This window comes from Streptomyces sp. RB17, assembly GCF_009604455.1.
Taxonomy (GTDB): Bacteria; Actinomycetota; Actinomycetes; order Streptomycetales; family Streptomycetaceae; genus Streptomyces.
In genome coordinates this window covers 1,226,397-1,249,868 of the sequence record NZ_WEGL01000001.1, presented here as the reverse complement: position 1 = coordinate 1,249,868, position 23,472 = coordinate 1,226,397, and the positions used below count along the sequence as shown (strand labels likewise).

General features: G+C 70.1%; 17 protein-coding genes, 1 tRNA gene and 1 pseudogene. 10 read left to right on the top strand and 9 right to left on the bottom strand.

Annotated elements, in window-relative coordinates:
• Positions 1 to 21: 21 nt before the first annotated feature.
• Complete coding sequence (locus SRB17_RS05720; RefSeq protein WP_153535049.1) at positions 22 to 156, bottom strand: SPW_0924 family protein; 135 nt, start codon at positions 154 to 156, stop codon at positions 22 to 24.
• 161 nt (positions 157 to 317) lie between these two features.
• Positions 318 to 2,051 (bottom strand): lytic transglycosylase domain-containing protein, encoded by a 1,734-nt coding sequence (locus SRB17_RS05715; protein WP_153535047.1) that lies wholly within the window; start codon positions 2,049 to 2,051, stop codon positions 318 to 320.
• Between the two features lie 694 nt (positions 2,052 to 2,745).
• On the opposite strand from SRB17_RS05715, the gene SRB17_RS47955 reads away from it, so the two are divergent.
• Positions 2,746 to 3,057 (top strand): DUF4184 family protein, encoded by a 312-nt coding sequence (locus tag SRB17_RS47955; protein WP_323375041.1) that lies wholly within the window; start codon positions 2,746 to 2,748, stop codon positions 3,055 to 3,057.
• 158 nt (positions 3,058 to 3,215) lie between these two features.
• On the opposite strand, the gene SRB17_RS45995 is transcribed toward SRB17_RS47955, so the two are convergent.
• Both SRB17_RS45995 and polA read right to left on the bottom strand, forming a co-directional pair.
• Complete coding sequence (locus SRB17_RS45995; protein ID WP_228395917.1) at positions 3,216 to 3,671, bottom strand: hypothetical protein; 456 nt, start codon at positions 3,669 to 3,671, stop codon at positions 3,216 to 3,218.
• Between the two features lie 490 nt (positions 3,672 to 4,161).
• A complete protein-coding gene (gene polA / locus SRB17_RS05700; RefSeq protein ID WP_323375040.1) occupies positions 4,162 to 6,888 on the bottom strand; it encodes a DNA polymerase I in 2,727 nt (908 codons plus the stop codon).
• Between the two features lie 179 nt (positions 6,889 to 7,067).
• Between polA and SRB17_RS05695 the strand changes: the two genes are divergently transcribed.
• The 7 genes from SRB17_RS05695 (at position 7,068) to SRB17_RS05665 (ending at position 16,417) form a co-directional block, all read left to right on the top strand.
• Entirely contained in the window at positions 7,068 to 9,380 is a 2,313-nt protein-coding gene (locus SRB17_RS05695; protein WP_153535045.1) for an FdhF/YdeP family oxidoreductase, read from the top strand.
• Between the two features lie 47 nt (positions 9,381 to 9,427).
• The gene (locus SRB17_RS05690) at positions 9,428 to 9,919 is read left to right on the top strand and encodes a hotdog fold thioesterase (protein WP_153535043.1); all 492 of its coding nucleotides are present in this window, start codon (positions 9,428 to 9,430) and stop codon (positions 9,917 to 9,919) included.
• A gap of 787 nt (positions 9,920 to 10,706) precedes the next feature.
• On the top strand, positions 10,707 to 11,930 hold the full coding sequence (locus SRB17_RS05685) for a branched-chain amino acid ABC transporter substrate-binding protein (RefSeq protein ID WP_416237024.1): 1,224 nt from the start codon (positions 10,707 to 10,709) through the stop codon (positions 11,928 to 11,930).
• 109 nt (positions 11,931 to 12,039) lie between these two features.
• Positions 12,040 to 12,978 carry a branched-chain amino acid ABC transporter permease gene (locus tag SRB17_RS05680; RefSeq protein ID WP_323375039.1) on the top strand — a complete coding sequence of 313 codons (939 nt, stop codon included), beginning with the start codon at positions 12,040 to 12,042 and terminating at the stop codon, positions 12,976 to 12,978.
• Positions 12,979 to 12,983: 5 nt separating this feature from the next.
• A complete protein-coding gene (locus tag SRB17_RS05675; protein ID WP_153535872.1) occupies positions 12,984 to 14,801 on the top strand; it encodes a branched-chain amino acid ABC transporter permease in 1,818 nt (605 codons plus the stop codon).
• 6 nt (positions 14,802 to 14,807) lie between these two features.
• Positions 14,808 to 15,704, top strand: coding sequence for an ABC transporter ATP-binding protein (locus SRB17_RS05670; protein WP_153535041.1), 897 nt, complete (start codon positions 14,808 to 14,810; stop codon positions 15,702 to 15,704).
• Positions 15,701 to 16,417 carry an ABC transporter ATP-binding protein gene (locus SRB17_RS05665; RefSeq protein WP_323375038.1) on the top strand — a complete coding sequence of 239 codons (717 nt, stop codon included), beginning with the start codon at positions 15,701 to 15,703 and terminating at the stop codon, positions 16,415 to 16,417. Before SRB17_RS05670 ends, SRB17_RS05665 begins: the two co-directional genes overlap by 4 nt.
• Positions 16,418 to 16,477: 60 nt before the next feature.
• Here the strand turns inward: SRB17_RS05665 and SRB17_RS05660 are convergent, their stop codons facing one another.
• Positions 16,478 to 17,134 carry an ANTAR domain-containing response regulator gene (locus SRB17_RS05660; RefSeq protein ID WP_323375037.1) on the bottom strand — a complete coding sequence of 219 codons (657 nt, stop codon included), beginning with the start codon at positions 17,132 to 17,134 and terminating at the stop codon, positions 16,478 to 16,480.
• A 100-nt stretch (positions 17,135 to 17,234) separates the two neighbouring features.
• Here SRB17_RS05660 and SRB17_RS05655 point away from each other — a divergent pair.
• A tRNA-Leu gene (locus SRB17_RS05655) sits at positions 17,235 to 17,309 on the top strand.
• A 105-nt stretch (positions 17,310 to 17,414) separates the two neighbouring features.
• Positions 17,415 to 17,984: pseudogene (locus SRB17_RS05650) on the top strand (helix-turn-helix domain-containing protein).
• A 30-nt stretch (positions 17,985 to 18,014) separates the two neighbouring features.
• Here the strand turns inward: SRB17_RS05650 and pyk are convergent.
• The 4 genes from pyk to SRB17_RS05630 all read right to left on the bottom strand — a co-directional run bounded on the left by pyk (position 18,015) and on the right by SRB17_RS05630 (position 23,420).
• Entirely contained in the window at positions 18,015 to 19,451 is a 1,437-nt protein-coding gene (pyk, locus tag SRB17_RS05645) for a pyruvate kinase (protein WP_153535037.1), read from the bottom strand.
• A 209-nt stretch (positions 19,452 to 19,660) separates the two neighbouring features.
• Positions 19,661 to 21,073: a lysine N(6)-hydroxylase/L-ornithine N(5)-oxygenase family protein gene (locus tag SRB17_RS05640; RefSeq protein WP_153535035.1), complete on the bottom strand. Its 1,413-nt coding sequence runs from the start codon at positions 21,071 to 21,073 to the stop codon at positions 19,661 to 19,663.
• Positions 21,070 to 22,446, bottom strand: a complete 1,377-nt coding sequence (locus tag SRB17_RS05635) for a pyridoxal phosphate-dependent decarboxylase family protein (RefSeq protein ID WP_153535033.1) — start codon at positions 22,444 to 22,446, stop codon at positions 21,070 to 21,072. The genes SRB17_RS05640 and SRB17_RS05635 overlap by 4 nt, the downstream gene beginning before the upstream one ends.
• Positions 22,447 to 22,589: 143 nt before the next feature.
• Complete coding sequence (locus tag SRB17_RS05630) at positions 22,590 to 23,420, bottom strand: SDR family oxidoreductase (protein WP_323375036.1); 831 nt, start codon at positions 23,418 to 23,420, stop codon at positions 22,590 to 22,592.
• Between the last annotated feature and the right edge of the window lie 52 nt (positions 23,421 to 23,472).

The window sequence follows — 23,472 nt, the reverse complement described above, 5'->3', positions numbered from 1 at the left end:
CTCCCTCCCGGACGGGCGCGGCTACGGGTGCGAGGGCACCGTCGTCAGCAGCGGCTTGGGCGATGTCCGGCCCGTCGGCGTACCCATGGCGGTCATCGCCAGGACCAGGGCGAGCGCGAGGGCGAGACCGGTCGCGGCGGCGATCAGGGCGCGCATACGGGCCTCCCTGGGGGCGGTCGTGTCGTCATGGGTTCCTGATGGGTCGTCAGGTTCGGCACCGTAGCAACGGGCGGGTGAGATGAGAACAGCGGTGCACGTACGAACGGGGGCGCCCTCCCCGCCGGTGCGGGGAGGGCGCCCTGCCGGTTCGGTTGGCGTCAGGAGGCGGACGGGCTCGGGGACGGGGAGGGGCTCGCCGAGGAGTCGGCGGCGGCGACCTTCAGTTCGACGGTGAGCGTCGCCCCGCCGGCGGTGGTGATGCGGAGCAGGAAGGTGCCGCTGGTGTCGTCCGCGTACAGCTTCGGCAGGGTCAGCAGGCCCTTGGCGTCCGTCTGGAGGCCGGTGAGGGTGCGTACGGGCTTGCCGTCGGCGTCCTTGAAGTACGGGCCCTTGTCGTTCTCGGTGGCGTCGGTGTCGGACTTGACGAGGGTGGCGGTGGCCGCGACCTTGTCCGCGGCGGCGCCCTTGTACGTCGCCTTCACCTGGACCTGGTCGGCGAACTCGCCGCCCGGGGTGCAGGTCAGCGGGGTGTCACTGGTGCGCGCCAGCGCGTCGGCGGCGCGCTCGGTGACGGTGGCCGGGTAGGCGACGCCCCCGGCCGTGCGGCCCACGACGGTGGCCATGACCTTGAAGTCGCCGGTCTTCTCGCCGGCCTGGAGGGCCGGTGCGAGGGCGACGCCCTTGGTGTCGGTGGCGACCGTGGCCACGGTCTCGCCGCCGGCGAAGGTGGCGTCGGTGTCCCCGGTGATGGTGAACCGGATCCTGACCTTGGCGACGGCCTTGCCGGCCTTGGTCTCGGCGCGGGTGCCGATCTGTTCGGTGAAGGCGTGGCCGGCCATCGCGGTGAGCTCGGCGGTGCCCGCGTCCTGCAGGTGGTCCACGGTGTCGGTGTTGGTCGGCGGGGTCGTCGGCGGGACGGGCGGCTTCGGCGGGTTCGGACTGGGGCTGCCACTCCCGCCGCCGGGCGTGCTGGGCTTGGGGTCCGGCTTGTGGCCGGGCTTGGTCTTCGGCGCCTTCGGGTGCTTCGGGGAGTTGGCTCCCGGGGTGCCGTCGTCGCTGCGGTGGGTGGGCACCCTGCCGGTGCCGTCGGGCACGGAGTGGGTGCCCTTGCGGTAGTACTCCAGCCACGACAGGACGGTGTTCAGGTAGTCCTGCGAGTTGTTGTAGCTGAGGATCGCGCTGTGCAGGTCGGCGTCGCGCGAGAGGTCCCAGCCGTTGCGGCACAGGTAGTGGCCCGCGGCGAGGGCGGCGTCGTAGACGTTGTTGGGGTCCTTCTTGCCGTCGCCGTTGCCGTCGCGGCCGGCCCAGGCCCAGGTCGACGGGATGAACTGCATGGGGCCGACGGCCTGGTCGTACGCGGTGTTGCCGTCGTAGACGCCGTGGTCGGTGTCCTTGATGAGCGCGAAGCCGTTGCCGTCGAGCGCCGGGCCCAGGATCCGGCCGATCGTGGTGCCGTCGGCGTCGACCCGGCCGCCGCGGGCCTGACCCGACTCGACCTTGCCGATCGCGGCGAGCAACTGCCAGGGCAGATTGCAGCCGGGTTTGGCGGAACGCAGTTCGGCCTCGGCCTTCTTGTAGGCGTCGAGGACCGTCGCCGGGATGCCGGCCTCGGCGTCGCCCTGGGCGACGGGGGTGCCGGTGGCGGTCGGCGAGGGGCTGGGGTCGGGGCTGTTGAGCGGCGGCAGGTCCGTGTAGTACGGCGAGTTGCCGGTGGCGTTGCCGCCGGAGGACGGGTCGGGTACGGGGGCGGAGGCACCGGCCGTCGCCTGTCTGCCGTGGTCCTCCCCGGGCACTCCCGGAGCCTGGGACGCCGACAGAGCCGCGACCGCCGCCGCGGCCACGGCGGTGGTCGCCGCGCCCTTGCGCAGCCGCCTTCCGAAATGCGCCGCCATCGAGTGAACCCCTCCTGTGGACTGTGTGCGTCCGTCTCCGTCTGTCTGCCTCGCCCTGGTGTGACGGTTGACCCGGTGTTTCGGTTGCCCCTGTGGCGTCCTTCCATCTGCGCGACGTGTGTGTGACCGTGCGCCCGGCAGGGCGCGCCGCACGTGACCCTACGGCAACTTGCCTTGAGCCGGGACCCGTTCACGCCCGCTTTTCACCCGTCGGCCAACTGCCGTTGTCCCGCAGGACCTCGGAAGGTGGTGGTCCCGCATACCGGACGGTCCCGGTCAGCCGGACTCCGGACGACCTGATCGGCGCATCCCCGGACGGACGCGATCAACGGTCGGCGCCACGGCCGACGAGCGCTCCTGGGGGCGCTGTTGCCGCTCACGCTCAGCCATGCGGCGACCGTGCTGCCCGCGGTCCGCCGGGACGGAACCGGCCGCGGCCCGCTGATGCCGGCGGTGCTCCTCGCGGTTCCTTCACGCCCGGCATGCCCCTCTATGCGGCGAGTGTCCTGCCGAAAGGCATGGAATTCGGCGCGGTCACACACGCGTTCGCCGGGGTCCTCACGGGCCGGCGTGCTCATCTCCTGGGCACGGGTGGGGCTGTGGCTGCTCGTCCGCGCGCCGATGCTCGCGTTGCTGCCCCGGGACCGGCAGGGGCGGCCGGTCGTGCTGCTGCGTTGTGGTGTGCCACGCGCGCGTGGCACGCGGCGTCACGGTGGTGCGGTGGTACGTCTCCGCGGTGCTGGGCGCGCTGACCCATGTGGCGCGGGACGCGTTCTCGCATCGAGGGCGGCGGGGGACACGGCTGGTTCCGGCCCTCGGGCGGGGCCGGCTGGCGGGCATGCCGCCGTCCTCGTGGCTGTGGTACGGCTCGTCCGTGGTGGGCGCGGTCGTGATCGCGGTGTCCGCCGTGCGTGCGCTGCGGCGGGCGCCGGGCGGGGAGCCGGTGGGAGGGGCGGCGGGGGCGCCGTGCTGTCCGCGCGGGACCGATGGCGGGCCGGCGCGGTGATCGGCGGCTGTGCGGTGGCCGGGGCGGTGCGGCGGGCCGCGCGCCGGGGGCGCTCACGGAGGCGCCGGAGCGGCCGTGGGAACTGGTGCCCACCCAGTGCTTCGGGGTGGGCGCCGGACTGGTCCTGGGTCCTGGGGACGGTGCTGTACGCCGTCGGGTCAGGGCGCGGCGTCGGGGCCCGGTTCCGGACGGTTCTGGGGGTCTCGGTGATCGTGGTGATCCCGGTGATCCAGTTGATCCCGGTGGGATGGTCGGTGCGGGCCGGGGGCGGCCGGTCGATCGGTGAGGGACGCGACGAAGACCGTGAGGGTGCACCGGGGGCGCCGTCTCGGGATCGCGGTGAGCGCGAGGGCGAGGTAGCCGCGGGCGAGGTCGGCCCACTGGCGCCAGTCGGGGGCGCGGTCCACAGGGGCGGTCAGGCCGGCGAGTCTGTGCCGGAGGTTCGTGGCGGCCCTGCGGACGGTCGCGGTCAGGTCGGCGGGGATGCGGGCGGTGCTTGCGTCGGCCGCGAGGGCCGGGACCGGCGAGGCGGGCATGGCCTGCGCCGAGGCGGCGTCCGCCCAGGCCCGGGTGTCTGCCTCGGGCGTCCGGCGGTGAAGCATGCGTATACCCATGCCCGCAGTTTTGCGGCTGTGGGGGGTGGGGGGCGTTTTGGCGGGGGCCACGTGAGTGACGGGTCCCTCCGGGGGCTCGGCCGAATTGCTGGTGTGGGCGCCGGGTTCTTGTGCCGGTGGGCGGGGGTGGGGCCTGGGCAGGATGGGGCCTGGGCAGGATGGGGCTGGGGCAGGGTGAGGTTGCGGTGGGTTCGGCACCGCCGGGTCGGGGCGTAGGGGCTGAGCGGCGTTCCGGCGGGATATGGGGGCCGGGGCATTCGGGGTGCGGGATGGACCCGGACACGGTGCCGCAGCAGCTCGGCACCGCCGGATCAGGCCGCGAGGGCCGAGCACCGTTGCCCGCGAGATGTGGCAGGCCGGGGCGGGATGCGGAGGGGGCACCGGTGGAGAAGTGGGGCCGGTGTCGGTGGTTGGGGGCCGGGGCGGTGTGGCGGAGGGGGCATTGCAGCCGAGGCCGGTTGCCATGCCCGCTCCGCCCGGGCGACGCAGGCTAGTGCGCTGCCGACTCCCAGTCCGGGCCGACGCCGACCGAGACGTCCAGGGGGGCTCGGAGGTGGACGGCGTCGGACATCTCGTGGCGGACGATCTGCTCGGCGGCCGACCGCTCGCCGGGGGCGATCTCCAGGACGATTTCGTCGTGGACCTGCAGCAGCATGCGGGACTTCAGGTCCGCTGCCCGCAGGGCGCTGTCCACCTTGAGCATGGCGATCTTGACGATGTCGGCGGCCGTGCCCTGGATGGGCGCGTTGAGGGCCATGCGCTCGGCGGCCTCGCGGCGCTGGCGGTTGTCGCTGTTGAGGTCCGGCAGGTAGCGGCGGCGGCCGAAGAGGGTCGCCGTGTAGCCCGTCGCCCGCGCCTCGTCGACCGCCCGGCGCAGGTAGTCCCGGACGCCGCCGAAACGCTCGAAGTAGGCGTCCATCAGGCCACGCGCCTCCGCGGCCTCGATGTTCAGCTGCTGGGACAGGCCGAAGGCGGACAGGCCGTAGGCCAGGCCGTACGACATCGCCTTGATCTTGCGGCGCATCTCCGCGTCCACCGCGGTGGGCTCGACACCGAACACCTGGGAGGCGGCCGTGGTGTGCAGGTCCTCGCCGGAGGTGAACGCCCGGATCAGGCCTTCGTCCTCGGACAGGTGGGCCATCACGCGCAGCTCGATCTGGCTGTAGTCGGCGGTCATCAGGGACTCGAAGCCCTCGCCGACCACGAAGCCGCGGCGGATCGCGCGGCCCTCGTCCGTGCGGACCGGGATGTTCTGCAGATTCGGGTCCGTGGAGGACAGGCGACCGGTCGCGGCCACCGTCTGGTTGAAGGTGGTGTGGATACGGCCGTCGCCCGCGATGGTCTTGATCAGTCCCTCGACCGTGACCCGCAGCTTCGCCTGCTCGCGGTGGCGGAGCATGATCACCGGCAGTTCGTTGTCGGTCTGGGTGGCGAGCCAGGCCAGGGCGTCGGCGTCGGTGGTGTAGCCGGTCTTGGTCTTCTTGGTCTTCGGCAGGGCCAGCTCACCGAAGAGGACTTCCTGCAGCTGCTTGGGCGAGCCCAGGTTGAACTCGTGCCCGGCGGCCGCGTGGGCCTCCTTCACGGCCTGCTGCACCGCACCCGCGAACATCTGCTCCATCGCTTCGAGGTGCGCGCGGTCGGCCGCGATGCCGTGGCGCTCCATGCGGGCGAGCAGGGCGGAGGTGGGCAGCTCCATGTCGCGCAGGAGGTCGGCCGCGCCGACCTCCTCGAGGCGGGTCCCGAAGGCCTCGCCGAGGTCGAGGACCGCGCGGGCCTGGATCATCAGCGCCTCGGCCTCCGCGCCGTCGTCGGCACCGAAGGCCAGCTGGCCGTCGGCCGCGGCGGCGGGCGCCAGCTCGCGGTGCAGGTACTCCAGGGACAGCGCGTCCAGGTCGAAGGAGCGGCGGCCCGGCTTGACCAGGTAGGCGGCGAGCGCGGTGTCCATGGTCACGCCCTCGACGGACCAGCCGTGCTCGGCGAAGACGCGCATGGCGCCCTTGGCGTTGTGGAACACCTTGGGGCGGCCGGTGTCGGCCAGCCAGGCCGCGAACGCGTTCTCGTCGGCCTCGTCCATCTCGGCCGGGTCGAACCAGGCGGCCGCTCCCCCGGCCGCGGCAAGGGCGACCTCGGCGACCGAGCCGGCGCCCAGCGCCCAGGTGTCGACGGTGGCCACGCCCAGGGTCTCGGCGCCGTGCTCGGCGAGCCAGGGGGCCAGCTCGCCGGTGCGCAGGATCTTGCCGTCGATTTCCACGCCGTCGGTGGTGATCGGGGTGACCTCGGCCTCCTCGGCGCCGGGGTCGACGGCGAAGAGACGCTCGCGCAGGGACGGGTTGCGGATCTCCAGGGTGTCCAGGACCATCGTGACGCCCTTGCGGTCGTACGCGGCCCGCTCCAGGTCGGCGACCGCCTTGGGCAGCTCGACCTGGCGCTCCAGCTCGGTGAGGACGCGGTTGAGCTTGACCGACTCCAGGTGGTCGCGGAGGTTCTGCCCGGCCTTGCCCTTGACCTCGTCGACGCGCTCGACCAGCTCGGCGAAGGAGCCGAACTGGTTGATCCACTTCGCCGCTGTCTTCTCGCCGACGCCGGGGATGCCGGGGAGGTTGTCGGACGGGTCGCCGCGCAGGGCCGCGAAGTCCGGGTACTGGGCGGGCGTCAATCCGTACTTCTCGAAGACCTTCTCCGGGGTGAACCGTGTCAGCTCCGAGACGCCCTTCGTCGGGTAGAGCACGGTGATGTTGTCGGTGACCAGCTGGAAGGAGTCGCGGTCGCCGGTGACGATCAGCACCTCGAAGCCCTCGGCCTCGGCCCTGGTGGCGAGGGTGGCGATGACGTCGTCCGCCTCGAACCCCTCCACGGCGAAACGCGGGGCGTGCATCGCGTCGAGGAGCTCGCCGATCAGCTCCACCTGGCCCTTGAACTCGTCCGGCGTCTTGGAACGGTTCGCCTTGTACTCGGTGAACCGCTCCGAGCGCCAGGTCTTGCGCGAGACGTCGAAGGCCACCGCGAAGTGCGTCGGCGCCTCGTCACGCAGGGTGTTGGCCAGCATCGACGCGAAGCCGTAGATCGCGTTCGTCGGCTGGCCGGTCGCGGTCGTGAAGTTCTCCGCGGGCAGCGCGAAGAACGCGCGGTAGGCCAGCGAGTGCCCGTCCATGAGCATCAGCCGGGGACGGGTGCCGCCGGGGTTCTTGTCGGTCTGCTTCGATGCTGTCTCTGCCACGCCCTCGATCCTGCCACGCCGCACTGACACTCCGGTCCGAGACCGAGTGGAGGGCTGCGCAGGGTTGCCCCCGGTCACCGAGAGTGCCGGTGTTCTTGTATGCCCTCCGGCACGGTTGTCGGTGCCCCGTGGGAGGATCGGCAGCGTACTTCTCACACGCAGTCGAAGGGGAGCGTGCGATGGCGACGAAGCCGCCCAAGGGTGATCCGGTTCAGGACGCGCCGCAGGTCGCGGAGCCGAAGCACGCAGCGGCGGGGCTGCCCGCGATCGGGCACACGCTGCGCATCGCCCAGCAGCAGATGGGCGTGCGGCGCACGGCGCTGACGCTGCTGCGGGTGAACCAGAAGGACGGGTTCGACTGCCCGGGCTGCGCCTGGCCGGAGCCGGAGCACCGGCACAAGGCGGAGTTCTGCGAGAACGGCGCGAAGGCGGTCGCCGAGGAGGCCACCCTGCGCCGGGTCACCCCGGAGTTCTTCGCCGCGCACCCCGTCGCCGACCTGGCGACCAGGAGCGGGTACTGGCTTGGGCAGCAGGGGCGGCTCACCCACCCCATGTATCTGCCCGAGGGCGGCTCGCACTACGAGCCGGTCGGCTGGGACCGCGCCTTCGACATCGTCGCCGAGGAGATCTCCCACCTCTCCTCCCCCGACGAGGCCGTCTTCTACACCTCGGGCCGTACCAGCAACGAGGCCGCGTTCCTGTACCAGCTGTTCGCGCGCGAGCTGGGCACGAACAACCTGCCGGACTGCTCGAACATGTGCCACGAGTCGTCCGGGTCGGCGCTCGGCGAGACCATCGGCGTCGGCAAGGGCAGCGTCCTGCTGGAGGACCTCCACAAGGCCGACCTGATCATCGTCGCGGGGCAGAACCCGGGGACGAACCATCCGCGCATGCTCTCCGCGCTGGAGAAGGCCAAGGCGAACGGCGCGCGGATCATCAGCGTCAATCCGCTGCCCGAGGCCGGCCTGGAGCGGTTCAAGAACCCGCAGACCCCGCAGGGCCTGCTGAAGGGCGCCGCCCTCACCGATCTGTTCCTGCAGATCCGCATCGGCGGCGACCAGGCCCTCTTCCGGCTCCTCAACAAGCTGATCCTTGAGACGGACGGCGCGGTCGACGAGGAGTTCGTCCGCGAACACACCCATGGCTTCGAGGAGTTCGCCGCGGCCGCCCGTGCCGCCGACTGGGACGAGACCCTGAAGGCGACGGGCCTCACGCGCGCGGAGATCGAGCAGGCCCTCGGCATGGCGCTCGCCTCGAAGCGGACGATCGTCTGCTGGGCCATGGGCCTCACCCAGCACAAGCACGCCGTACCGACCATCCGCGAGGTGGTCAACTTCCTGCTGCTGCGCGGCAACATCGGCCGGCCGGGCGCCGGTGTGTGCCCGGTGCGCGGGCACAGCAACGTCCAGGGCGACCGCACCATGGGAATCTTCGAGCGCCCGGCGCCGGCCTTCCTGGACGCGCTGGAGAAGGAGTTCGGGTTCGCGCCGCCGCGGGAGCACGGCTTCGACGTCGTACGGGCCATCCGCGCGCTGCGCGACGGCGAGGCGAAGGTGTTCTTCGCCATGGGCGGCAACTTCGTCTCCGCCTCCCCCGACACGGAGGTCACCGAGGCCGCGATGCGGCGCGCGCGGCTGACGGTGCACGTGTCGACCAAGCTCAACCGCTCGCACGTGGTCACCGGCGCGCGGGCGCTGATCCTGCCCACGCTGGGCCGCACCGAGCGGGACCTGCAGGCGAGCGGCGAGCAGTTCGTGACCGTCGAGGACTCGATGGGCATGGTGCACGCCTCGCGCGGCCGGCTCGCGCCCGCGGGCGCGCACCTGCGGTCGGAGCCGGCCATCATCTGCGCTCTCGCGCGCCGTGTCCTCGGCGCGGACAGCGTCGTGCCGTGGGAGGAGTTCGAGAAGGACTACGCGACGATCCGTGACCGCATCGCGCGCGTGGTCCCCGGTTTCCAGGACTTCAACGCGCGCGTGGCCCGGCCGGGCGGCTTCGCCCTGCCGCACGCCCCGCGCGACGAGCGCCGCTTCCCGACCGCCACGGGCAAGGCGAACTTCACGGCGGCGCCGGTGGAGTACCCCGAACTGCCCGAGGGCCGGCTGCTGTTGCAGACCCTGCGCTCGCACGACCAGTACAACACCACGATCTACGGCCTGGACGACCGCTACCGGGGCATCACCGGCGGCCGACGGGTGGTTCTCGTGCATCCCGAGGACGCGCGGGCGCTCGGGTTCACCGAGGGGTCGTACGTCGATCTGGTGAGCGAGTGGAAGGACGGCGTGGAGCGGCGGGCGCCCGGTTTCCGGGTCGTGCACTACCCGACACCCCGGGGCTGCGCGGCGGCGTACTACCCGGAGACGAACGTCCTGGTCCCGCTCGACGCCACGGCCGACACCAGCAACACGCCGGCCAGCAAGTCCGTGGTCGTACGTCTCGAAGGTCACACCGCGGCCCCGGAGGGCCGTCTGGAACAATCGGTGACCGACTGAGCGTTTGCTCAGCGAGCAGACAGCGATCCGAGGACGGAGCCGGGCCCATGGGCGAGCAGCAGCGAGTGAAGTTCCCGCAGGAGGTCATCGACGAGTACGCCGCGCTCGGTGTCGACCTGCCCGCCCTGTTCTCGGCCGGGCATCTCGGCACGCGTATGGGTGTGCAGATCCTGGAGGCCTCGGCGGAGAAGGTCGTCGGGACCATGCCGGTGGAGGGCAACACCCAGCCGTACGGCCTGCTGCACGGCGGCGCGTCCGCGGTACTGGCGGAGACGCTCGGCTCGGTCGGCTCCATGCTGCACGGCGGCAGCTCGAAGATCGCCGTGGGCGTGGACCTGAACTGCACGCACCACCGCGGGGTCCGCTCGGGCCTGGTGACCGGTGTGGCCACGCCGGTGCACCGGGGCCGTTCGACGGCGACGTACGAGATCGTGATCAGCGACGAGCAGGGCCGCCGGGTGTGCAGCGCCCGGCTGACCTGCCTGCTGCGGGACGTGAACCAGGACGACGCCGCACGCGTCCAGGGCACCCGCGCCTGACCGTGACCGGCGGGGTCGGCCGACCCCGCCGAGCCGTCGCGCCCGGCGAAACGGCTGCTCCCCGCAGCGGCCCGCCGCCGGGCACGGACCTCGCATACGAAAACTCAACGGGCGGATCCCACCGCCGAATTGGCGGGCCGACAGAATCGACGGAGCCCAGCCGGCGGCACGGGGGTACGGCCGCCCCAGCCCACGTGCACGCACCGCCCGCTGCACACCCCCGCGACCCACCACCCGTCGCCCACGGCCCGCGGCCCGCCCAGCCGGCCGCCCGTCGCGCGTCTCCGCCCCGCGGCGCGGAAACGCGAAGAAGTTCCGAAGCCCCGCATCCAGTCGCGCCTTCCGTCCGCGCCTTCCGTCCGCCTTCCAGCGGCGACTTCTTTTTCCTGCATGTAACGCTGGGTAATATGCGTGCAATACGCATTCATACTTTCACTTCTGCACCCATTGCCGCACAACACCACCCGGGCCCACGGAAGTCACCCGGAGCAACGGTGTCGTGTAATCACCAAAACCACCGAGACGCCTGAACCGATTGCGGCAAGGCCTGCAGTTTCTCAGAATGCGGACGGGGTGAATCGGGCCGAATTCCTGCTTTTCCCCCACGCTGTACCGCTCTGCATTACCTCGTGTCATAACAAGAGCGTCACAGCCTTGGTCAAGCACTCCTCCACGTTCCTCACACCCGCTTAGAGTCACGGCCAGTCACCGCTCCATAGGGAGTTCGGTACCGGCGCGGCAGCTCCGCCCCTCGAGGGGCGGAACGTGCCTGCGGAAAGGATCGATAGTGCGACAGCGTTCTCTGGTGATTCTTACCTCCGTGCTGACCACCGGAGCTCTGACTCTCACCGCTTGCGGCTCCCGCAACAACGACAGCAAGGGCGGCGACAGTGGCAACGTGACCGTCACGATCGGCGTCGACGCTCCGCTGACCGGCCAGAACTCCGCGACGGGCCTGGGCATTCAGTACGGCGCCCAGATCGCCGTCGACGATGCCAACAAGAACAAGACGGTCCCGGGCGTCACCTTCAAGATCAAGGCGCTGGACGACAAGGCGATCCCCGCCACCGGCCAGCAGAACGCCACCCAGCTCGTCTCCGACAAGAGCGTGCTCGGCGTCGTCGGCCCGCTCAACTCCGGTGTGGCCACGCAGATGCAGCAGGTCTTCGCCACCGCCAACCTGGTGGAGATCTCCCCGTCCAACACCAACCCCGAGCTCACCCAGGGCAAGAACTGGCAGACCAGCAAGTCCCGCCCGTTCAAGACCTACTTCCGCACCGCCACCACCGACGCCCTGCAGGGCGCCTACGCGGCGGACTACGCCTACAACGGCGTCCACGCGAAGAAGGCGTTCGTCGTCGACGACAAGCAGACCTACGGCGCGGGCCTCTCCAAGATCTTCACGGAGCAGTTCACCAAGCAGGGCGGCAAGGTCATCGGCACCGACCACGTCAACACCGGTGACCGTGACTTCTCCACCCTGGTCACCAAGATCAAGAACTCGGGTGCCGACCTGCTCTACTACGGCGGCCAGTACGACGAGTCCGAGGTGCTGACCAAGCAGCTCAAGGAAGCCGGCGCCAAGATCCCGCTGTTCGGCGGTGACGGAATGTTCACCCCGACCTACATCAAGACCGCCGGCAAGGCCGCCGAGGGCGACCTCGTCACCTCCATCGGCGTCCCCGTCGACACCCTGCCCGCCGCCAAGGACTTCGTAGCCACCTACAAGGCCAAGAAGTACCCCGGCGACTACGGCACTTACGGCTCCTACGCCTACGACGCCGCCACCGCCATCATCAAGGCCGTCGGCCAGGTCGTGAAGGACGGCAAGATTCCGTCCGACGCCCGCAGCCAGATCGTCGACGGCGTCCAGAAGACCTCCTTCGACGGCATCTCCGGCAACATCTCGTTCGACGAGTACGGCGACACCACGAACAAGCAGCTGACCGTCTACCAGGTCAAGAACGGTGAGTGGAAGTCCGTCAAGAGCGGAACGGCCAGCCCGAAGTAAGCCACCGAAACACATCGCCTCACCAGGGCCGCGCGGCGCAGACCACCGTCACCGCGCGGCCCGCCTTCTACCGCCCCCTTGACTCTCCCCACCACATGGAGGCCATGCGGTGAACACCCTGCCGCAGCAGCTGGCCAACGGGCTGTTCCTCGGCTCGATGTACGGGCTGATCGCCATCGGCTACACGATGGTGTACGGCATCGTCCAGCTCATCAACTTCGCCCACGGCGAGATCTTCATGACCGGAGGCTTCGGCGCCCTCACGGTCTACCTCGTCCTGCCGGACGGCATATCCATGTGGATAGCCCTGCCGGTGATGCTGATCGGCGGTGCACTGGTCGCCGTGCTCATCGCCGTCGGCGCCGAGCGTTTCGCCTACCGCCCCCTGCGCGGCGCACCACGCCTCGCCCCACTGATCACCGCGATCGGCCTGTCGCTCGCCCTGCAGCAGGCGGTCTTCAACTGGTACCACGTCGACGGCGACGCCAAGTCCGCCCGCGTCTTCCCGCAGTTGCCCTTCGGCCCCCTGCACATCGGCTCCGTGACCGTGCAGAGCGGTGACGTCTTCCTGATCATCGCCGCCCCGGTGTGCATGGCGGTCCTCGCCTTCTTCGTCCGGCTCTCCCGCACCGGCCGCGCCATGCAGGCCACCGCCCAGGACCCCGACACCGCCCAGCTGATGGGCATCGACACCAACCGCATCATCGTCATCGCCTTCGCCATCGGCGGCTTCTTCGCAGCCGTCGCCGGCGTCTCCTACGGCCTCAAGTACGGCTCGGTCTCCTACGACATGGGCTTCCTCGCCGGCCTCAAGGCGTTCACCGCGGCCGTCCTCGGCGGCATCGGCAACATCTACGGCGCCATGCTCGGCGGCCTCGTCCTCGGCCTCGCCGAAGCCATGGCCACCGCCTACATCGCCGACATCCCCGGCATGCACCAGCTCGGCGGCGGCAGCTGGGCTCCCGTGTGGGCCTTCGTCCTCCTCATCCTCGTACTCCTCTTCAGGCCACAGGGCCTGCTCGGCGAACGCGTCGCGGACAGGGCGTGAGCAGCATGACCGACACCGAGAAGACCCCCGTCATCCCGCTGCCCCCGGCCCTCGCACGACCGCTGGCCGCGGCAGGCGCCGTCCTCACCATCGCCTCCACGTTCCTCTCCTGGACCTGGACCGCCACCTTCCCCGGCGACCTGACCGTCTACGGCTATCCGGCCGGCCTCCAGGTGATCACCCTGGTCAGCGCCGCGATCGCCCTCGTGTACGCCCTCTCCGGCTACGGCATCCCCGGCCTCGCCCGCATCAACCCCAGCGGCAGCAACAACACCCTGGCACTGTTCGGGATCGGCACCTTCGCCGTCGTCTGGTTCACCGTCATCGCCATCACCGTCGACCTCGGCGGCCTCGTCAACGTCGACCCCGGCGGGTTCGTCGCGGCAGCCGCCGCACTCCTGCTCGCCATCGGCACGCTCGGCCTCCCGCTGAACCGGCGCACCGCCGCATCCCTCCAGCCCCCCAGCTGGGCCGCGCGTCGCGCGCTCGGCGTGTTCTACCGCGCGCTGCGCCATCTGCGGCTCACCAAGCCGGCGATCCCACGGGCGGCCACCACCACCGCTCTGGCGGAACGCCTCGCCATCACCGTCGGCACCGCCCTCGCCCTGATCATCTTCACCTACGGCATCGGCATCAACGACGACGACAGCGAGACCTTCATCGGCTTCCTGCTCGCCCTCGCCTTCGGCGCCTGGGGCTTCGTCCACGCCGGCCTCCTCGACCGGTACGCGACCATGTCCGCCCGCCACAAGGGCTTCGCCACCACCCTGGCCTTCGTCGCCGCCGTGATCTTCCCCTTCACCCAGAGCGACGACCACAACGCCAACATCGGCGTCAACATCCTCATCTTCGCCACCGTCGCCCTCGGCCTGAACATCGTCGTCGGCCTCACCGGCCTGCTCGACCTCGGTTACGTCGCCTTCCTCGGCGTCGGCGCCTACGCCGCCGCCCTGGTCTCCGGCTCCGAATACTCCCCCTACAACGTCCACTTCCCCTTCTGGGCCGCCGCCCTCACCGGCATGGCCGCCTCGCTGGTCTTCGGTGTCCTGATCGGCGGCCCCACACTGCGGCTGCGCGGCGACTACCTGGCCATCGTCACCCTCGGCTTCGGAGAGATCTTCCGCATCACCGTCAACAGCCTGGACGGCGACTCCGGACCCAACGTCACCCGCGGCCCCAACGGCATCACCCAGATCCCCGACATCAAGATCTTCGGGTTCAACCTCGGTGACGCCCACGACGTCGCCGGCTTCACCCTCGGCCGCTTCGCCAACTACCTCTTCCTGATGCTCCTCATCACGGCCATCGTCGTCCTCGTCTTCACCCGCGCCGCCGACTCCCGCATCGGCCGCTCGTGGATCGCCATCCGCGAGGACGAGACCGCCGCCACCGCCATGGGCATCAACGGCTTCCGGGTCAAGCTCATCGCCTTCGCACTCGGCGCCTCCCTCGCCGGCCTCGCCGGCACCGTGATGGCGCACGTCAACTACAGCGTCAACCCGCAGCCGTACCAGTTCGCCGGCGCCGCCCCGCCCAACTCGGCCTTCCTCCTGGCCGCCGTCGTCCTCGGCGGCATGGGCACCGTCAGCGGCCCGCTGCTCGGCGCGAGCGTGCTCTACCTGGTCCCGGAAAAGCTCCAGTTCCTGCAGAACTACGAGCTGTTGGCCTTCGGCATCGCGCTGGTCCTGCTCATGCGCTTCCGCCCGGAGGGCATCATCGCCAACCGCCGCCGCCAGCTGGAGTTCCACGAGACCGGCCAGCTCGACATACCGGAACAGCAGACGCTGACCGACGAGGCGGCCGTCAGCAAGGCAGGGGCGTAAGGAACCATGACGACACCTGTACTCGAAGCCCGCGACGTCACGATGCGCTTCGGCGGCCTCACCGCCGTCCGATCCGTCGACTTCACCGTCAACAGCGGCGAGATCGTCGGCCTCATCGGCCCGAACGGCGCCGGCAAGACCACCTTCTTCAACTGCCTCACCGGCCTGTACATCCCCACCGAGGGAACGGTCGCCTACCAGGGCAAGGTGCTGCCGCCCAAGCCGCACCTGGTGACGCAGGCGGGCATCGCCCGCACCTTCCAGAACATCCGGCTCTTCGCCAACATGACCGTCCTGGAGAACGTCCTCGTGGGCCGCCACACGCGGACCAAAGAGGGCCTGTGGTCCGCACTGCTGCGCGGCCCCGGCTTCCGCAAGGCCGAGAAGGAGTCCGAGGCGAAGGCCATGGAACTCCTCGAGTTCGTCGGCCTCGCCGCCAAGCGCGACCACCTCGCACGCAACCTGCCCTACGGCGAGCAGCGCAAGCTGGAGATCGCCCGGGCACTCGCGAGCGAACCGGGCCTGCTCCTGCTCGACGAACCGACGGCCGGCATGAACCCGCAGGAGACCCGCTCCACCGAGGAACTGGTCTTCGCCATCCGCGACAAGGGCATCGCCGTCCTCGTCATCGAGCACGACATGCGGTTCATCTTCAACCTGTGCGACCGGGTCGCCGTGCTCGTCCAGGGCGAGAAGCTCATCGAGGGCACCTCCGACGTCGTACAGGCCGACGAACGCGTCGTCGCCGCCTACCTGGGCGAGCCCTTCGAGGGCGACCCGGGCGCGGCGGAAGTCGCGGAGGTCGAGGCCGCGGAGACCGAGGCCGCCGAAGCCACGGCCGACCCCGCAACCGAACCCGCCGACGCGGAGAGCAACAGCACCACCGAGGGAGAGGCCCAGTGACCGCACTGCTGGAGGTCGAGGACCTCAGGGTCGCCTACGGCAAGATCGAGGCCGTCAAGGGCATTTCGTTCAGCGTCGAAGCCGGCCAGGTCGTCACCCTCATCGGCACCAACGGCGCCGGCAAGACGACCACCCTGCGCACCCTGTCGGGCCTGCTCAAGCCCACATCCGGAAAGATCGTCTTCGACGGCAAGCCACTCGCCGCCGTACCCGCGCACAAGATCGTCGCACTCGGACTCGCCCACTCCCCCGAGGGCCGGCACATCTTCCCGCGCCTCAGCATCACCGAGAACCTCCAACTCGGCGCCTTCCTCCGCAAGGACAAGGAGGCCATCGAGAAGGACATCCAACGCGCCTACGACCTCTTCCCCATCCTCGGCGAACGCCGCAAGCAGGCCGCAGGCACCCTCTCCGGCGGCGAACAACAGATGCTGGCAATGGGCAGGGCGCTGATGTCCCAGCCGAAACTGCTGATGCTGGACGAGCCGTCCATGGGCCTGTCGCCGATCATGATGCAGAAGATCATGTCCACGATCGCCGAACTGAAGTCCCAGGGCACGACCATCCTCCTGGTCGAACAGAACGCCCAAGCGGCGCTCTCACTCGCCGACCAGGGACACGTCATGGAAGTCGGCAACATCGTCCTGTCCGGCACCGGCCAGGACCTGCTGCACGACGAGTCGGTCCGCAAGGCCTACCTCGGCGAGGACTGACCCGCACAACGGCAGAGGCCCGCGCCCCCTTCTCCGGGGCGCGGGCCTCTGTCGTACGGATCAGCCCTTCTTGGCCGACTTCTTCTCCTCGTTGTCCGCGATCACAGCCTCCGCAACCTGCTGCATCGACATCCGCCGGTCCATCGAGGTCTTCTGGATCCACCGGAACGCGGCCGGCTCGGTCAGCCCGTACTCCGTCTGCAGGATCGACTTCGCACGGTCGACCAGCTTGCGGGTCTCCAGGCGCTGGGTGAGGTCGGCGACCTCCTGCTCCAGCTGCTTCAACTCGGTGAAACGCGAGACGGCCATCTCGATGGCCGGGACGACATCGCTCTTGCTGAACGGCTTCACCAGGTACGCCATCGCACCGGCGTCCCGGGCACGCTCGACGAGGTCGCGCTGCGAGAAGGCGGTCAGCATCAGCACCGGCGCGATGGACTCCTCGGCGATCTTCTCGGCCGCCGAGATCCCATCGAGCTTGGGCATCTTCACGTCCAGGATGACCAGGTCCGGCCGGTGCTCGCGGGCCAGCTCGACGGCCTGCTCACCGTCCCCGGCCTCACCGACGACGGTGTACCCCTCCTCCTCCAGCATCTCTTTCAGATCGAGCCGGATCAGCGCCTCGTCCTCGGCGATGACGACACGGGTCGTCAGCGGAGGCACGTGCGACTTGTCGTCGTCGGGCACGTCTACGGGCTGGGGCGACTCGGGGGTCACGGGGGCTCCTCGTTCCAGGCAGGGGTACTGCTGACAAGAGCCTACCTAGCTACGGTATGGTGGACGCGCGGAGGGTCAGGGGAAACCTTGGATTCTGCGAGCCCCGGTAGCCCAATTGGCAGCAGGCAACGGATTCAAAACCCGTACAGTGTCGGTTCGAGTCCGACCCGGGGCACTTTTCCTTGGATTCCAAGGTCGGGATTGCAAGCGGAGGGTCACGTTCTCGTGATTCTCCGCTTTTTGCTGCATCCAACACTGAACAGTGACTCAGAGTAGTCATATGTACGACGTCAGCACACGCAAGCGAGCTCTCGCACTGGTGGCTCAGGGCCGCAGCCTCAACTCCGTCAGCAAGGAGACAGGCATATCCCGGGCCGCGATCCGCTCCTGGCAGCACCGCTTGGAGCCCCTGCCGGGCATGGCAACCCCAGACCCCGGTCCCCCGCTGACGACCGCGCCGGCGCGTGGCCCGGCCTGATGCAGCAATGCCGCGAGGCCATCACGAGGGTGCGCCCCGGCATCGGCGTCTACGCCCTTCAGAAGCAGGTCTACTCGATGGTGACCAGCTATTCCCGACACTGGCCACAGCTCTTCCCCCAACACGGCCCGGGCAAAAAACACAACCAACTGGACTATCCGCATGGTCGCCGGTGAGCGCAAGCGGTACGAATACCCGCGCTACTACTTCACCAACAAGTCGGACGACATCCGGAAGCTCTTCACCGATGCCCTCGACCTGGTCGGCGTCGAGTGGACCACCTTGGCCCGCGGCAGCGACCCGTTCAGCATCTCCATCGCCCGCAAAGCCTCCGTAACCCTCATGGACACCCACGTCGGCCCCAAGCGCTGAAGAGGGCCCCACGACAGGGGCCCCGGGGTGTCACTTCGGGCTGTCGTCCTCGCCGATGTGGTGGACGCGGACCATGTTGGTCGAGCCGGAGACGCCGGGCGGGGAGCCGGCGGTGATGACCACGACGTCGCCCTTCTCGCAGCGGCCGTACTTCAGGAGCAGCTCGTCCACCTGGTCGACCATGGCGTCGGTGGAGTCGACGTGCGGGCCGAGGAAGGTCTCGGCGCCCCAGGTGAGGCTGAGCTGGGAGCGGGTGGCCGGTTCGGGGGTGAAGGCCAGGAGGGGGATCGGGGAGCGGTAGCGGGAGAGGCGGCGGGCGGTGTCTCCGGACTGGGTGAAGGCCACCAGGAACTTGGCGCCCAGGAAGTCGCCCATCTCGGCGGCCGCGCGGGCGACGGCGCCGCCCTGGGTGCGGGGTTTGTTGCGTTCGGTCAGCGGGGGCAGGCCCTTGGCGAGCATGTCTTCCTCGGCCGCTGCGACGATCTTCGCCATGGTGCGTACGGTCTCGACCGGGTACTTTCCGACGCTGGTCTCGCCGGAGAGCATCACCGCGTCGGTGCCGTCGAGGACGGCGTTGGCGACGTCGGAGGCTTCGGCGCGGGTCGGCCGGGCGTTGTCGACCATGGAGTCGAGCATCTGGGTGGCGACGATGACCGGTTTGGCGTTGCGTTTGGCGAGCTTGATCGCGCGTTTCTGCACGATCGGTACCTGTTCCAGGGGCATCTCCACGCCGAGGTCGCCGCGGGCGATCATGAGTCCGTCGAAGGCGGCCACGATGTCGTCGAGGTTGGCCACGGCCTGCGGTTTCTCGACTTTGGCGATGATCGGGAGGCGGCGGCCTTCTTCGGTCATGATGCGGCGTACGCCGTTGGCGTCGTCGCCGCTGCGGACGAAGGAGAGTGCGATGACGTCGAAGCCGGTGCGCAGCGCCCAGCGCAGGTCTTCCTCGTCCTTCTGGGAGAGGGCGGGGACGGAGACGGAGACGCCGGGGAGGTTGAGGCCTTTGTGGTCGGAGATCATGCCGCCTTCGACGACGCTGGTGTGGACGCGTGGGCCGTCGACGGTGGTGACCTCGAGGCAGACCTTGCCGTCGTCGACGAGGATGCGTTCGCCGGGGGTGACGTCGGCGGCGAGGCCGGCGTAGGTGGTGCCGCATTGGTGGCGGTCGCCTTCGATGCCGTCTTCGACGGTGATGGTGAAGGTGTCGCCGCGTTCAAGGAGTACCGGTCCTTCTTCGAATCGGCCGAGGCGGATCTTCGGGCCTTGAAGGTCGGCGAGAATTCCGACGCTGCGGCCGGTTTCGTCGGCGGCCTTGCGCACTCGTCGGTAGCGCTCCTCGTGTTCGGCGTGGGTGCCGTGGCTGAGATTGAACCGGGCGACGTCCATTCCGGCGTCGACCAGTGCCTTGATCTGGTCGTACGTGTCGGTGGCGGGCCCCAGAGTACAGACGATCTTTGCTCGGCGCATATGTCGAGCCTAGGCCTTACCCGTGGGTAGAGAATCGGCCTCACATGACCACTCAACAACCTTTGAGTAAAGGGTCATTGACAAGTGTTGAATTGTGCGACCGCTCGCTCCGATGAGCGATTTCCATCCGTGTGAGGCCTGGGCGGATCCGGCCGTCAAAAGTCCCGGCCGGCGAGGTGACGATCCGGGACCTGTCGAGCCGGTGCCTGTCATCTTCCCTCGACGAGGGGCGTGAGATGTTGCGCCTGGCGGGTCTGTGGCATGCGGGGTCGGGGTGTTTCGAGGCCGAATGAGGTGAAGGCGGTTCGCGAGGGCTGCGGGTACGTCTCCTTGCCGGTGAGGGAGTTGAGGATGGTGGCGCTGCGCCAGGCGGCGAGGCCGAGGTCGGGGGCGCCGACGCCGTGGGTGTGCAGTTCGGCGTTCTGGACGTACACCGAGCCGGTCACGGACGGGTCGAGGACGAGCCGGAAATCCTCGTCGATGCGTGGGCGTTCGCCGCTGTCGCGCCGGATGTAGGGGTCGAGCCCGGCGAGGATGCGGCCGAGTGGGCGTTCGCGGTAGCCGGTGGCGAGGACCACGGCGTCGGTGGTGAGCCGGGAGCGGCTGTCCTGCTGGAGGTGTTCCAGGTGCAGCTCGATCTTGGTGGTGGCGATCCGGCCCGCCGTGCGGACGCGGACGCCGGGGGTGAGGACGGCGTCGGGCCAGCCGCCGTGCAGGGTGCGCCGGTACAGCTCGTCGTGGATGGCGGCGAGGGTGCCGGCGTCGATGCCCTTGTGGAGCTGCCACTGGGCGGCGATCAGCCGGTCCCGGACGGGTTCGGCGAGGGCGTGGAAGTAGCGGGTGTAGTCGGGGGTGAAGTGCTCCAGGCCGAGTTTGGAGTACTCCATCGGGGCAAAGGCCTCGCTGCGGCCGACCCAGTGCAGTTTCTCGCTCCCGGTGGGGCGGTGCCGGAGCAGGTCGAGGAAGACCTCGGCGCCGGACTGTCCGGAGCCGACGACGGTGACGTGTCCGGCGGAGAGGATGTCGGAGCGGTGTTCCAGGTAGTCGGCGGCGTGGATGACCGGCACGCCGGGGGCGTCGACGAGGGGCTGGAGCGGATCGGGTACGTAGGGTTCGGTGCCGACGCCCAGGACGACGTTGCGCGTGTAGGTTCGGCCCAGGGCCTCGGCTTCACCGTCGGTGTCGAGTTGGGTGAAGTCGACCTCGAAGACGTCTCGTTCGGGGTTCCAGCGGACCGCGTCGACCTGGTGGCGGAAGTGCAGTCCGGGCAGGCTCTGGGCGACCCAGCGGCAGTAGGCGTCGTACTCGGCGCGCTGGATGTGGAAGCGCTCGGCGAAGTAGAAGGGGAAGAGCCGTTCGCGGTTCCTGAGGTAGTTGAGGAAGCTCCAGGGGCTGGTCGGGTCGGCGAGGGTCACCAGGTCGGCCAGGTAGGGCACTTGGATGGTGGCGCCGTCGATGAGCAGGCCGGGGTGCCAGTCGAAGCCGGGGTGCTGTTCGTAGAAGACGGCGTCGAGTTCGGCGAGTGGGTGGGCGAGGGCGGCCAGGGAGAGGTTGCAGGGGCCGATGCCGATGCCGACGAGGTCGCGGGGGGAGGTGGGCTCGTGGCGTGGGGGGTTGGTCATGCGAGGGTGCCTTCTTCGACGAGTTTCAGGAGCTGGGCCAGGTCGTCCGGCCGGGTGTGGGGGTTGAGGAGGGTGGCCTTGAGCCAGAGGTGGCCGTCGAGCCGGGCGCGCCCGAGGACGGCTCGCCCGTCGTGCAGCAGTCTGCGGCGTACGGCGGCCACGGCGGTGTCGGTGGCGCCTGTGGGGCGGAACAGGACGGTGCTGATCATGGGCCGGTCGTACAGCTCGAAGCCGGGGTGTTCCTCGACGAGTGCGGCGAATGCGCGGGCGTGGTCGCAGACGTGGTCGATCAGGGTGCCGAGTCCGGTGCGGCCGAGGGTCTTCAGGGTGACGGCGATCTTGAGGACGTCGGGGCGGCGGGTGGTGCGCAGGGAGCGGTCGAGGAGGTCGGGGAGGCCGGCTTCGGTGTCGTCGTCGGCGTTCAGATAGTCGGCGTGCTGGTGGAGTACGGCGAGTTCGGCGGGGTGGGCGACGGCGAGGAGGCCGGCGGCGACCGGCTGCCAGCCGAGTTTGTGCAGGTCGAGGGTGACGGTGTGGGCGGCTTCCAGTCCGGTGAGTTTCTGCCGGTGCCGGTCGCTGAGGAGCAGTCCTCCGCCGTAGGCGGCGTCGATGTGCAGGCGGGCGCGGTGCGTGGCGCACAGGGCGGCGATCTCGGGCAGCGGGTCGATGAGGCCGGCGTCGGTGGTGCCGGCGGTGGCGGCGACCAGGAGCGGGCCGGAGAGCGTGGTGAGGGCTTCGTCGAGGGCGGCGAGGTCGAGGGTGCCGCCTGCTGCCGGGACGATGACGGGGTCGGGCAGGCCGAGCAGCCAGGCGGCGCGCGGCAGCGAGTGGTGGGCGTTGGCCCCGCAGATGAGCCGGACGCTGCCGCCGTGTGTCTCGCGGGCGAGCAGCAGGGCGAGTTGGTTGGACTCGGTGCCGCCGGTGGTGACGAGGGCGTCGGCGAGGCCGGCGGTGTGGGCGAGGGCGCGGGTGACGGCGGTTTCCAGGGCGGAGGCGGCGGGGGCCTGGTCCCAGGAGTCCAGGGAGGGGTTGAGGGCGCTGACGGCGAGGTCGGCGGCGGTGGCCACGGCGAGCGGTGGGCAGTGCAGATGGGCGGCGCACAGGGGGTCGGCGGGGTCGGCGGCGCCCTCCGCGAGGGCGTGTACGAGGGTGTGCAGGGCGTCGGGGTCGCCGTGGTCCGGGAGCACGTCGCCGAGCACGTCGGTGATCCGCGCGGCGACGGCCTGCGGTCCTCCGCCGGGCAGCGGGCCGCCGCGCGCCCGGGTCCCGGCCGCGAGCGCGTCGAGGACGGTGTCGAGCAGGGGGCGCAGGGCGGCGGGGCCGTGGGGGCCCGAGGCGAGGGGCGCGGTGCGCAGAGGCTGTTCACCGTTCATCGGCTGTCCCTCCGCTCATGGATCCGCCCAGTGCTTCCGGCGTGTACGGGTCCTTGGGCTTCCAGCTTGTACGGGTGGAGCCCCGTGTGTCCTGGAAGCCCAACGATCGAAACCCGAAAGGGGGTACGGTGGCGGCGGGGTGCTCAGGCCTTTCCGGTGAAGTCCTCCGTGTGATCCCGCGCCCATTGGGTGAAGGTCCGCGCGGGGGTGCCGGTGAGCTTGTGCACGGTGTCGGTGATCTCCGGTGGTACGCCGACCGTCTCCTCGAAGGTCTGCAGCAGCCGTTGCAGCATGTGCGGTGGGACGTGCGGGAACAGCTCCGGGCCCGCTTCGCGTGGGTCGGTCTCCAGGAACGTCAGTTCCCTGCCGAGGGCCGTACCGATCGCCGCGACCTGCCCGGCGTTGGTGATCGCTTCGGGGCCGGTCAGCCGGTGTGTGGCGCCCTCGTGTCCGCCGTCGAGCAGGGCTCGTTCGGCGACGGCCGCGATGTCGTCCTCGTGGATCGGTGCGGAGAGCCCGTTCGCGAAGACGCCGCGGACGGTGTCGCCGGCGCGGATCTGCGGCGCCCACTGCAGGGCGTTGGTGGCGAAGGCGTTGGGGCGGAGGAAGGTCCACTGGAGCCCGCTGTCCCGGATCTGCTGTTCCGCGGTGGCGTGCATGATGTGGATGGGGTGGGTCTCGTCGGCGCCTTCCTGGATGATGCCGCTGGAGAGCAGGACGACGTGCCGCACTCCGTGGGCGCGGGCGGCCGCCAGGAGGTCGGCCGTGCCGGCCTGTGCGTACAGGAAGAGGGCCGTCGCCCCGCCGAACAGTGCGGCGGGGTCGTCCGGCCGGAAGCGGACGACTTCGGCGCCGGCGGGCAGGGTGGCCCGCTGCGGGTCGCGGGTGAGCGCGCGCACGGGCCGGCCTGCGGCGAGGAGACGGTCGACGAGGGCACGGCCGACGTTGCCGGTCGCGCCGGTCACGACGATCACGGAAGGTGCCTCCCAGGGCTCGGCTGATCGTTTCTGACAGCTCGATCCTAGG